The organism is Brevibacillus sp. NPDC058079 (assembly GCF_042885155.1).
In the GTDB taxonomy this organism is placed as follows: Bacteria; Bacillota; Bacilli; order Brevibacillales; family Brevibacillaceae; genus Brevibacillus.
In genome coordinates this window covers 252,152-263,440 of sequence record NZ_JBHVSO010000009.1, presented here as the reverse complement: position 1 = coordinate 263,440, position 11,289 = coordinate 252,152, and the positions used below count along the sequence as shown (strand labels likewise).

Below are 11,289 nucleotides of genomic sequence, written 5' to 3'. Positions count from 1 at the left end.
AACCGGAAACGCTATCTTATTTTTGTCCTTCGGACCTAACTCCACACAAGTCTAATTTTGTCTTGAAACAAAAAGTAGTGTTTATCTACAACCTGGAAACCACCTATTAAAGGTGGTTTTATTTGTTGTCCATTCTTATTTAAACTCCGCTTGCATCAAGCGTTTCATATCTGATGGTATCGGTGCCTCGACTACAATCTCTTTTTCGAGAAGCGGATGCAAAAAAGACAACTTCGAAGCATGCAGAGCCTGTCGACGTAACAAACCTCTCGCTCCCCCGTACATCGTATCGCCAGCAAGCGGGTGTCCAATGTGGGCAAAGTGAACACGAATCTGATGGGTACGACCCGTTTCCAGCCAGACTCGCGCAAGCGTCATTCCCTCAGAGGTCTGTTGCACCTCGTAATGCGTGATGGCAGGATCGCCACTCTCCACGACACGGCGCTTCGTAGGATGACGCGCATCTCGGCCAATTGGCGCATCAATCGTTCCAGCTCCCTCTGAGAGCACGCCACTGGCAACGGCAAGATACTCGCGATGAATGCCCCCTTCGCGCAGTAGCCTGTCAGCCAATTGATGACCGTAGCTGCTTTTGGCTACGAGAATAGCTCCTGATGTATCTTTATCCAGACGATGCACAGGATGTACGCTCTTCTGCTCACCACGTGCAGCAAGTGCATGTACCAACGTGTCGGTCTCTTGTTTAATCGGGTGCACCATCATGCCTGCCGGTTTGTTTGCAATCAAGAGATGATCGTCCTCGTACAAAATATCGATGGACGGCATTGGTGTGATCGGTCCCTCTGGCTTCGTATCATGCTGGGGCTGCCTAGGTGCTTGCTCTTGTCTCTCGATGACACGAACAGCGATTGTATCTCCTGCTTTTACTTGTCTTTGCAGGAAGGGCTGCTTGCGATTGAGCAAAATCCCCTTACTTCTCGTCAGCCGCTGCATCATACGACCCGACACGTTGAGCTTTTGCCGGACGATTTGTTCCACGTTCATTCCCGTGTCTTGTTCACTGACGATGTATTCGATCCACTCTTTGCGGCTCACGTCTAATCCCTCTGTTCCATGCTTTTTTCTTATTGTAGCAAAAGGATGCTAGAGATGCTCGTCTGTAGTCGTCCTCTTACGTTTGGCGGTGGGGGAAGCACTGCCACATGTCTTCCAGTCGCCTGTATCCTCTCTTCGTTCGGGCGGTCTCCTTCCAGACATGTGACAGTGCTTACGAACAGCTTGTGATTACTTCGTGCTTTTAGAGCGTTTTGGTTGATATTCAGGGGAGAGTGTATGTAATGAAACAACAGCCCCGTAGGAAGAAGCGCATTTCCAGTCCAAGCGCCTCTGGAGCCCAACCCAGCTCCGGAATAAATGGCGGGGGTTTTCAGCTTCACTTATGAAACCCTTCCTCGAAACTTCTACGTTTGAAGCGCTCCCGCCATTTATTCCGGAGCGAACAGTCAATCCCCCTTGCAGGGCGTAGGCCGAAGCGTAGACTGGAAATGCGCTTCTTCCCTCATCGACAGCTACGTTAAAATGTGAAAAAACCACCACGCTAAGCATGATGGCCCTGTTATATCAACTTACCCTTTTAAGTTTTCCGGATTGAGTCCTTGCAGCTCTGGCAAAACAAACAAACCGTCTTTGCGAATCAGCACATCATCAAACCAGATTTCGCCGCCGCCGTACTCAGGACGCTGGATGTTTACCATATCCCAGTGAATTTGGCTGCGGTTGCCATTATCTGCGTTGTCGTATGCACGGCCTGGAGTGAAGTGGAAGCTGCCGGCAATTTTTTCATCGAACAAGATATCATTCATTGGATGCAGGATGTACGGATGCACGCCGATAGCGAATTCCCCGATGTAGCGCGCTCCTTCGTCCGTATCAAAAATTTGGTTGAGTCTCTCGGTGTTGTTAGAAGTTGCTTCGACGATTTTTCCGTCTACAAACTTCAGGCACACATTTTCGAATTTCGTACCCATGTAGCTTGTTGCTGCGTTGTACGTAATGGTTCCATTCACGGAGTTACGCACTGGGGCTGTAAAAATCTCGCCGTCTGGAATGTTGCGCAGGCCAGAGCAAATGATACTAGGGATGTCCTTGATCGAGAATTGAAGATCTGTTCCAGGTCCAACAAGACGCACTTTGTCCGTGCGATCCATCAATTGTTGCAAAGGCAAAAAGGCTTCGTGCATCTTTTTATAGTCCACGGAACATACATCAAAATAAAAATCTTCAAAAGCGACTGTAGACATGTTGGCATTTTGCGCCAAAGCCGTGGTCGGGTAGTTGAGTAGTGTCCAACGTACATTGTTGGTCAGGTAGTCATTCAATTCTTGCATCACACTTTGGTGTGCACGACGACGCTCTACCGGGACATCGGCCATCTCACTGTCGTTGGACGGACCATTGATGACGATATATGTATTCAAATCTTTGTACATTGGCTCTTCCCATTTTGCCAAATGAGTCGCACGCTCTGCACTTGCACCGAGCATCAGCTCACGTTGGATAGACGGGTCAATAATCCGTACGAACGGATAAGCTCCCAAGTCGTACGCCTGCTTAACCAATTCCTTCGCTAAAGCGTGGCCCTCGCCACGAACTTCAATCAACAAGCTTTCTTTTTCCTTCAGGCGTACAGAATGGCTCAGCAAGTTTGTAGCCAGCTTGACGATGCGTGTATCCAGCATGCGATATCCCCCACATTCCTAACATGATTGGTTATTGTTAAAAAATATTTTACCGAATGAAGGTACCTTTTTCAATTCTCGATGTTCTTGGTACTATTCAAAAAAAACCAAAAAATTATCTTGCATAAATTCGACTCTTTCGAGTATTCTAATCAACAAGAGTTTACCTATGTAAAAAATTTGAAAGACGGGAGTGCTGAGTTCATGGTGTTTTCTGTAGTTATCTTCGCTTAGGTGGGGCCTCTGTTAAGGGGCACTGCCTCTTACAACCCTATCAAAAGCTAGAAACTGCAGGATGCCTGAACCGCTTCCGTCTTTTTCTCGATATGAATTGCGGGCCATGTTCTCGGGTGAACAGTCGGTTTACTGTACCTAAAACCATAGGTAGGTAACCGTCTCTCTTTTGTACCCCGTTGAACTGGTGATTTCCCGCCACCCTTGTATCGTTTGATAAAGCGCAAGCGGAAGAGCAGTGTCTCTACCCCGTTTGCGCTTTTTTACGTGGAATTTTTCCAAGAAGCGAATCGAGGTCAAGGCACCTGCCGAAATGAATGGAGGAATTCGTGTCATGATTTGGCGTTCGTGGGATCTTAACTTGAAGGTACGTCTTTTTGGCGAATTGATTACGCACACCTTCTTTTGGATGTACTTTCCGTTTATGGCGATTTATTTTAGCGATACGTTCGGGAAGGATGTAGCGGGGCTTCTGTTGATGGTGCCGCCGCTGCTCGGGATGCTGTCCAACCTGTTTGGCGGATATTTGGCTGACCGGGTAGGGCGCAGGTTCACCATGCTGCTCTCGCTCTGTACATCGACCGTGATGTTCGCGCTGTTTGCTTTCTCCCCGTCCCCTTGGGTCGACTATATTGCCTTCATCGGGATCGGGATCGCTGGTGCTCTCTACTGGCCTGCCAGCTCTGCCATGGTGGCTGATTTGACCACAGAAGACGATCGACGAATTGTCTTTGCTACCTTTTACACAGCGATGAACGTCGGGGTGGTTGCGGGTCCCGTATTAGGTTCTGTCTTTTTCGTCCATTATCGCCCGCAGCTGTTGATGTTCTGTACCATCGTTGAGTTACTTTTTGCAATCACCGTCTTTTTCCTGATCAAAGAAACGCTACCTGAACACGTCCGTCAGGAGAAGGCGAAGGAGCGTTTTTCCCTGATGCAGCAATTCAAGAGTTACGCCATTATTTTCCGAGATAAAGCATTTGCCCTGTACATTGGCGCAGGGGTTTTGATCGCCATTGGATTCATGCAGTTGGATATTTACATGGCGTTGTACGTCAAAGAGCATGTTATGCAGCAACCATTATTTTCGTGGGGCAATTGGACTTATTCTGTCGGCGGAACCAGTGCATTCGGCTGGCTCATGGCTTTAAATGGTTTTTTGGTGGTTCTGTTTACACTGCCGGTCACACGCTGGTTTGAAAACTGGAGCGATCGCAACAGCCTCGTCATCTCCTCCATCTTATTCGGTCTCGGTCTGTTCTTGATGGCCTTTACGACGGATATTTGGCTTCTGTTCGGCTGTATGGCGATTTTGACATTCGGCGAGCTGATGCGCACACCAGTTGCCCAGAGCTTCATCAGTAAATACTCGCCGGAGGATGCACGCGGTCAGTACATGGGAGCCTCTTCGCTCCAATTCTCGATTGGTCGCTTCATCGCTCCCCTGACGATCGGTCTATCCCAATGGATCGCTCCTGTTGGCGTATTCGGTGTCATCTTGGGCTTAACCTTAGTCAGTGCGTATCTGTATATCATTTTGTTCCGGATGATTGGTGCCAAAGAAGTAAGCAAGAGTAGCTAGAGTAGAGCATGTCCGTTCTACCAAATCCCCTCCTCTCATATAAATGGGTCATAGATAGCTTGACCAGGAGGGGATCGTCATGAACCAGCCGAATGCCTTTGCAGCATTCAGAGAACAGCGAGGGGTCGTTTACCGAACTTCTACCTATCTTCAGTGGGGACCGAATTCAGAGGGCCATCGTTCTCTTGGGAGCTGTCTCTTATTGAACCCTGGTAGTGCCAAGCTTTTTCGTGAAAGACCTGCATCCGGCCATAGCATCATGGGTCAAACCACACTCGATCCCACCATGCGACAATTGATCCGGTTGGTGGAGGCGATCTACGGAAAACGGGCATTGGCAGGCAGATTTCATATTTACAACCTGTTTTCCGTACAAAATGCTGCTGCCGTTAGTGCCATTTCTCATTTCGAGCAACTCATTCACCAGAAAGAAACGACGCTCGAGGCTCAGCTCGTATCTACGCAGGAACTGCAAAAGCATCCGTGGCTCCTGCTCGGTTGGGGGCTTTCACACCACCATTCCTGGCAGCATTTTTCTTCGCTCAAGAAACTGTGGAAACAACGGATCGCAGCAGCAGGGGTACCGACTTTTGGCAAGCCCTGCCCCAAAGGAATCAATTACTACCATCCGAGTCCCCCTCTACATGCGACGAAAGAAATGATCGTGGAGGAACTGGTGGAGATCTATAGGAAAACGATTGGGCGAGAGTCTGCCCATCCGATTTAGATAGAAAAAAGAGTCTGTCTCCCTACAAAGAGGAAACAGACTCTTTTCCATTCACTACGGCATCTCGCTGCCCTCGAAAAATTCTGTTCTGTCAAAACGACCGCGCATCCACTTGTACGTATCCTCATAGATGGCGCGCTTGACAGGGTCCGTGCTCTTGACAGACTCTAGCAATGTCTTGGAGCCGAAGTAGTAAGCGTGTACGTTGTTTTTATCCATCCCCAGCTTGTGGGTGGCAACTAACTGATTGTAGTAGGTCTGATAGAACTTCGGATCATTGTACATCTTCCAGTCGCCTTCGATCTCGATGTCCATGTCGTACTTGTTGACGACGTCCAGTACCCCTTGAATACGGTCAATTCCTACCGGCTTGTCGCTGTAATAGCTCGGCTGCAGGAATGCCTTATCGAAATAAAGAGATTTCCACTCCGACACTCCCGGTGAACCGAAATACGGAATCCAATAGTATCGCAACGCCTCGTCATGCACCATGCTACCCATGTCACGAATCAGCTGGCGTTCTTTCGGTGCACTATCCTCTACCAGCTCATGGAACCAATAGATTCCTTCCAGCTTCAGATAAGCATATCCTTCCTTGTTCCAGCGCTTCATGAGCTCCTGGAAGTACCATTCCAGTGCAGCTTTGCGGTTCTGATACGCTTGCTCTTCCCCAATTCCCGCAGGGTTGAAGGAAAGGGATGGTTTCTTTTCATCCAGCTGGCCAAAATTGGTCTGACTGGCATTCGGATATGGCAGAGCCAACACGACATTTTCCTGCGTCGGTGTTGAATACAGCGTTCCGCGCAGGCGATTGTATTCCCGCATAGCTTGGTTAAGAGCATCCAGCTGCTTATTCGAGCCGAACAAATCATTCATATACTTTGTCCAGCTTTCCTTCGTAGCAGGAATAGTCTGATACGGCAGGAACAGAATCGTGTCAAACATCTGGTCACGCATATAACCATCTACGGTGCGGTAGCCAACCATCGGGAGGAAATCCTCTTTGGTCCATGTCCCGAGTTCGCCATGCTCTCCAGTATAAGCGAGCAGCATATTTTCCACACGACGCCCTGCTTGTTTGGCTTCTTCCAGCTTTGCCGGGTTTGGTGGCGGCAGCAAGACAGCGCCATTGTTCCACTCGCTATCCGTTTTTGCCCATACCTCCAGCTGGCGAGCGAACGTAAATACTTTCACCGGGAAGGATACCCGGACATAGCGAGTGTTGACGTCAGGCAAGGTCACGCTCAACGTGCGTGTAACCAGCTTGTCCTCTTTGGCGGAAACATCGTGAACGGCTCTTCCCGCATACGACCACACTTTCCCGTCGCGAGATACCTCGACTTCCATGTATTCTGGCATCGTGATGCCTGAAGTCTTCTGCTGCTTAAACGTCAGCGCAACTCTCTCCAATGGCTTCGCCTCGTCGAGCTCAACGGTCACCTTGCGCCCAAACTGACGGTGGTATCCCGTCCAGTCTTCTGTAGGCGTAACAAGCCCCCCTACTGGACCCGGATACTGCTTCTCCAGCTCTTGGAAATACGAGTCTGGCGCTCCAAAAGTAGTAACCGCTGTATAACTGCCTGGTGCGATATTGACCAGTTCGTCCTTCTTTGCTGGCTCCTCCGACTCTTCCTTTGGATCAGCAGGCTTCGTTGCATCCGTTTCTGTTGTAGCTTTGTCTGCTTCTGGTTTTTCTCCCTCTACTACCGTCTTGCTTTCATCGACTTTCGTTCCCGAGTCATTGGACGAAGTCACCGGTGCAGTCTTTGGCGTGTCCTCTGCCTTTTCGACAGCTGGCTTACCAGCGTCCTTGATCTCAACCGGAATTGTCGTCGTTTTGTAGCCGACTGTCACCGTGAGATTCCCTTTTCCCGCAGTGGGGCCAGCAACAAAGGTTCCGTCAGCTAAAATGGTTCCCAGCTCGGGACGATCAAAAGCGAAAATAGGTGTAAACGGCAGCTCATCACCGTTGATACTGTTTACCTTCAAGCGTTGGCTCGTGCCAGCAGCCAAACTCAGCCGCTCTACATCTACCTTGTATTTCACCTGTTCTGCTTGCTGGTAGCGTGCATCCAAGACGCGCTCAGCGATCACAGCAGCCTCCGCACGCGTGACGGTTCCTGTCGGATTAAACTTGCCGCCAGCACCTTGCATCCAGCGCTGATTCGTTACTTCTTCCACGGCCGTTTTGGCGTAGTCTGCGATTTCTTCTTCATCGCTGTATGCAACAGGAATCTGACCTGCCACTTTGGTCACAGAGCCCTCTTTCATCAAGCGAGACAGCATGACAGCCAGCTCTTGTCGTGTAAGCGGGTCTAGAGCACCCATGGCATGCTCACTTCTGCCGTTCATCACACCCAACTCAGAGAGTCCATATACGTACGGTGCATAAGGACTTTCCAATGGTACATCTTCAAAAGCGGCATCCTCGATTTCTGTTGGTTGAAGACCGATTACTTTTGTCAAAAGCACCGCAATATCCTGTCGAGAAATCGTGTTTTGTGGGTTGAAGCGGTTTTCTCCCTGACCACTGATCATATGAAGGGCTGCAAGTCTGTTTACGGCTTTACTGGCGTAGCTGTTGCCCAAATCTGTAAACTCCGTGTGCGCTTCTTCTTGTTTTTTGAACTGATCTTCCAGCTTCTTGGTGTCTACCGCCGGTTTCTCTGGCTCTGTCGCAGCATGAGTCAACGGCGTGCTTTGGACCAGTAATGTAGTCGCTGCCAATAAAGCAACCAGCATTCTGCTCCCGAATCGTTTCTTGCTCATTGCATTTTCTCCTCCAATTATGCCCCTTCTGTAGAGGTAGTTCAAAAAGTCATCTTTTGATCACGAAGTAGTCGTGGAAGCATATTCGGCATCGAAAGTAACGTTCACCTTCAGCTACTTTCTCGGTGCTGAAAAGACGACTTTTTGAACAATACCCTTATGTTTATTCGGTCGGGGTAACCATTGGCCCGCGCGGCGGTCTAGGTCCGAAAAACTGATAGTAATCTACCTTGATATTTCCGTTGTAGAGCTTGCGCTTTTTGCTTGCTGTACGACCAAAATGCTCCTCAAACTGTTCGTCGGACGTAATTACGTAGAATGACCACGTATCCATGGCAGCAAAGGTTTTCCCCATTTCGCCATACATCTTGGCAACCTGCTTCCATTCTCCCAAGCGCTCCCCATAAGGTGGGTTGCAAATCAAGTAGCCGTACTTGCGCTTGGTTCGCACATCCCGCACATCCATGCGCTGAAAATGAATCAGGTCATCTACACCAGCCTCAGTCGCGTTGTGGCGGGCAATTTTCAGAATCTCGTCATCCATATCTGTCCCGATAATCTCCAGCTTTTGATCATAGCGCGCCAAATCATGCGTTTCTGCGCGAGCTTCACGCCAAGCTGTTTTCGGAATGATAGGCCACGTCTCAGAAACGAATTCCCGGTTCATTCCCGGAGCGATGTTTTGTCCAATCAACGCCGCCTCAATCGGAAGTGTACCCGATCCACAGAATGGGTCCATGAATACCCGATCAGGCTTCCAGCGAGACAGCATAATCATCGCCGCAGCCATGGTTTCCTTCAGTGGCGCTTGTCCGATCAATTCCCGGTAGCCGCGCTTGTGCAGGCCCGGTCCTGACGTATCAATCGTCAGCGTCGCCACATCCTTGAGAAGTGCCACCTCGATCTTGTACAGTGGCCCTTGCTCATCGAACCACTCGCGCTTGTAGGTCTTTTTCAGACTTTCTACGACTGCTTTTTTCACGATGGCTTGGCAATCCGACACACTGAACAAGGTAGATTTGACCGATTTCCCTTCCACAGGAAACGTCCCGTCCTCTGTGATCCAATCGGCCCACGGCAGTGCCTTTGTCTTTTCAAACAGCTCGTCAAACGTAGTCGCTTTGAACTCCCCTATCTTTAGACGCACGCGGTCGGCAGTTCGTAACCACAAATTTGTGCGGGGAATTGCAGAAATATCTGCGGTGAACGTTACCTTGCCGTTTTCCACCTGTACCGGCCCGTAACCGAGGGCCTTTACCTCTTCTGCTACTACTGATTCCAAACCAAAAGTCGCCGTAGCGATCAATTCTACTTTTTGCATATGTAATCTCCTGTCCGTCCAATAATCCTTCGGGCAATGCCCTCATCCTACTACCTTACATATTATATTACCCCATTTCCTAATAGCGTTGGTAATCTTGTCTAAATTCAAAAGACCCATCACCGAAAAACAGTGACGGGTACAGCATGTGGATCATCCATATGGGAAATCCTACGAAAAACTTTGCATACGGGAGGGAGTCAGCGTGCCAGAATTACCTGAGATGGAGACCTATCGCCGACTGCTACAGGAGAAAATCGGTAGCGGAACGATTACAGCCGCACACGTTCAGCGGGAAAAAACGATCAATCTGCCGCCTGCGGAATTTGCTCGTCTTTTGCAAGGCAATCGCCTGACACTTGTCGACCGACGTGGCAAGCATCTGCTCTTCCATCTGGAAAGTGGACATGTCCTGCTGCTTCACCTAATGCTCGGCGGCTTTCTATACCTAGGCTCTGCGGAAGACAAGCTAAAGCGAACCGCCCAAGTGACTCTTGCCTTTGGAGAACGCATTTTATATTTTCACGGCCTCCGTTTGGGCTACCTGCATTTACTCACCAACGTTCAGATCGACGAAAGACTGGCTCCACTCGGTCCCGAGCCATTGGACCCGCTGTTTACCTTTACCCGATTTACGGAGCTGCTCGCTGACAAACGTAGTGTCCTCAAAACAGCATTAGTCAATCAGCATTGGCTGGCGGGCATCGGCAACTGCTATGCGGACGAAATCTGCTTTCATGCCGCCATCCTGCCTACCCGGACGATCCCGACGCTTTCTTTCGAGGAACAAAAACGACTGTATCATTCCATGCAAACCGTGCTTAAAGAAGCGATTCAATTCGGCGGTTACATGCAGCCACTTTTTCAAGGCGATTCACTGACAGGTGGCTTCGATGAGCGCTGCCAGGTATACGATCGAGGCGGAGAGCCTTGCCCGCACTGTGGACAACCTATCGAAAAGAGCGAGCTCTCCTCCCGCAAAGTATTCGCCTGCACGAACTGTCAGCATTGACAGAAGCGTATACACTCCCTAGACGACAGGAGACTTTGCGGCTTCCATCTGCTTGATCATAAACACCTGCTCCGTCTCGGAAGGATCGAATCCCGACGCTTGTAGTATTTCGACAAGCAAGGTATCAGCCGCGCGCAAATTAAACGTAGACCGGCGGCAATCGTGCTCAAGTGGCCCATACACATGCGCGAGTGCGGTTTTCAAAATGTCTTGTGCATCAGGATGCTCTGGCTGTGCTACACATTGACGTAGTACGATCCCACTCACTTTACCTTCTTCGTTTACTGAACACTTGTACATCGCATAGCCGACCGCCTGACCCTCTCTGTCTTCTACGAGCAGAGCTTGCGCATCTCGCAAGCTCAGCCAGTAATTTTGCCACGGGACATCGGTCACGTAAAACGGCACCAAGGCAGCTTCCGGGGCCAAAATGCGCCGAACCCGATAATTAGCCTGCACATTTGTCTGAAAGGCATTCTCCGCCAGCGGTCCACTCTGCTGCAAAAACAACAAACGATCCACGACGTCATAGCCTTTTTGCTCATACAAGGCAATCGCTTTGGTATTTTGACTCAATGCCTCCAAGGTGGCTACTTCCACCCCAGCTTCCCGGTACAAATCCAATGTCGCCTCAATTAGTTGCTTTCCTACTCCTTGTCGACGATATTCCGTGGCGACACCCGTTCCACCATTCCACGCGACTTTTCGCCCTGCAATGTTCCTCATCCCGCTGGCCACTACGCCAATCGGCTCCGTGCCGTCAAAAGCAACCACAGACAGGGATAGCACGTATCCTTCGCCCCCCAGTCGCTGGACAAGTATTTCTTCTGTCATCGTAAACTCGATAAAATAGCCTTCAAATCCTCTGTTCCACGCTTTGGTCACTTCTGCAAAGGTACAGTCGCTCATCCGTTTGATGGTAATCACGGTATCACCTTCCTAGTT

The 11,289-nt window shown here is 49.8% G+C and carries 10 protein-coding genes; 3 read left to right on the top strand and 7 right to left on the bottom strand.

Translation table 11 applies throughout. The annotated features are described in order from the left end of the window. Positions 1 to 135: 135 nt before the first annotated feature. The 4 genes from ACFVS2_RS25010 to ACFVS2_RS24995 all read right to left on the bottom strand — a co-directional run bounded on the left by ACFVS2_RS25010 (position 136) and on the right by ACFVS2_RS24995 (position 3,269). A complete protein-coding gene (locus ACFVS2_RS25010; RefSeq protein ID WP_390238744.1) occupies positions 136 to 1,056 on the bottom strand; it encodes an RluA family pseudouridine synthase in 921 nt (306 codons plus the stop codon). A 29-nt stretch (positions 1,057 to 1,085) separates the two neighbouring features. Then, positions 1,086 to 1,397, bottom strand: coding sequence for a hypothetical protein (locus ACFVS2_RS25005; protein WP_390238742.1), 312 nt, complete (start codon positions 1,395 to 1,397; stop codon positions 1,086 to 1,088). A gap of 189 nt (positions 1,398 to 1,586) precedes the next feature. Further along, on the bottom strand, positions 1,587 to 2,699 hold the full coding sequence (locus ACFVS2_RS25000) for an aminopeptidase (protein ID WP_390238740.1): 1,113 nt from the start codon (positions 2,697 to 2,699) through the stop codon (positions 1,587 to 1,589). A gap of 372 nt (positions 2,700 to 3,071) precedes the next feature. Next, positions 3,072 to 3,269, bottom strand: a complete 198-nt coding sequence (locus ACFVS2_RS24995) for a hypothetical protein (RefSeq protein ID WP_390238737.1) — start codon at positions 3,267 to 3,269, stop codon at positions 3,072 to 3,074. On the opposite strand from ACFVS2_RS24995, the gene ACFVS2_RS24990 reads away from it, so the two are divergent. After that, entirely contained in the window at positions 3,268 to 4,515 is a 1,248-nt protein-coding gene (locus ACFVS2_RS24990; protein WP_390238735.1) for an MDR family MFS transporter, read from the top strand. The genes ACFVS2_RS24995 and ACFVS2_RS24990 overlap by 2 nt on opposite strands. A 79-nt stretch (positions 4,516 to 4,594) precedes the next feature. Continuing rightward, on the top strand, positions 4,595 to 5,242 hold the full coding sequence (locus ACFVS2_RS24985) for a hypothetical protein (RefSeq protein ID WP_390238733.1): 648 nt from the start codon (positions 4,595 to 4,597) through the stop codon (positions 5,240 to 5,242). Between the two features lie 54 nt (positions 5,243 to 5,296). Here ACFVS2_RS24985 and ACFVS2_RS24980 read toward each other — a convergent pair whose 3' ends face one another. Together ACFVS2_RS24980 and ACFVS2_RS24975 are read right to left on the bottom strand one after the other, a co-directional pair. After that, on the bottom strand, positions 5,297 to 8,011 hold the full coding sequence (locus tag ACFVS2_RS24980; RefSeq protein WP_390238730.1) for a DUF4855 domain-containing protein: 2,715 nt from the start codon (positions 8,009 to 8,011) through the stop codon (positions 5,297 to 5,299). A 163-nt stretch (positions 8,012 to 8,174) separates the two neighbouring features. Next, positions 8,175 to 9,332: a THUMP domain-containing class I SAM-dependent RNA methyltransferase gene (locus ACFVS2_RS24975; RefSeq protein ID WP_390238727.1), complete on the bottom strand. Its 1,158-nt coding sequence runs from the start codon at positions 9,330 to 9,332 to the stop codon at positions 8,175 to 8,177. Between the two features lie 205 nt (positions 9,333 to 9,537). Here ACFVS2_RS24975 and ACFVS2_RS24970 point away from each other — a divergent pair, with 205 nt between their 5' ends. Then, a complete protein-coding gene (locus ACFVS2_RS24970) occupies positions 9,538 to 10,344 on the top strand; it encodes an Fpg/Nei family DNA glycosylase (RefSeq protein WP_390238726.1) in 807 nt (268 codons plus the stop codon). A gap of 18 nt (positions 10,345 to 10,362) precedes the next feature. Here the strand turns inward: ACFVS2_RS24970 and ACFVS2_RS24965 are convergent, their stop codons facing one another. Then, on the bottom strand, positions 10,363 to 11,271 hold the full coding sequence (locus ACFVS2_RS24965) for a GNAT family N-acetyltransferase (protein WP_390238724.1): 909 nt from the start codon (positions 11,269 to 11,271) through the stop codon (positions 10,363 to 10,365). Between the last annotated feature and the right edge of the window lie 18 nt (positions 11,272 to 11,289).

Bases quoted from the DNA above. Each gene is read 5' to 3' on its own strand.
- ACFVS2_RS25000 (WP_390238740.1), bottom strand. From the start codon at position 2,699: ATGCTGGATACACGCATCGTCAAGCTGGCTACAAACTTGCTGAGCCAT.
- ACFVS2_RS24990 (WP_390238735.1), top strand. From the start codon at position 3,268: ATGATTTGGCGTTCGTGGGATCTTAACTTGAAGGTACGTCTTTTTGGC.
- ACFVS2_RS24995 (WP_390238737.1), bottom strand. From the start codon at position 3,269: ATGACACGAATTCCTCCATTCATTTCGGCAGGTGCCTTGACCTCGATT.
- ACFVS2_RS24985 (WP_390238733.1), top strand. From the start codon at position 4,595: ATGAACCAGCCGAATGCCTTTGCAGCATTCAGAGAACAGCGAGGGGTC.
- ACFVS2_RS24980 (WP_390238730.1), bottom strand. From the start codon at position 8,011: ATGAGCAAGAAACGATTCGGGAGCAGAATGCTGGTTGCTTTATTGGCA.
- ACFVS2_RS24975 (WP_390238727.1), bottom strand. From the start codon at position 9,332: ATGCAAAAAGTAGAATTGATCGCTACGGCGACTTTTGGTTTGGAATCA.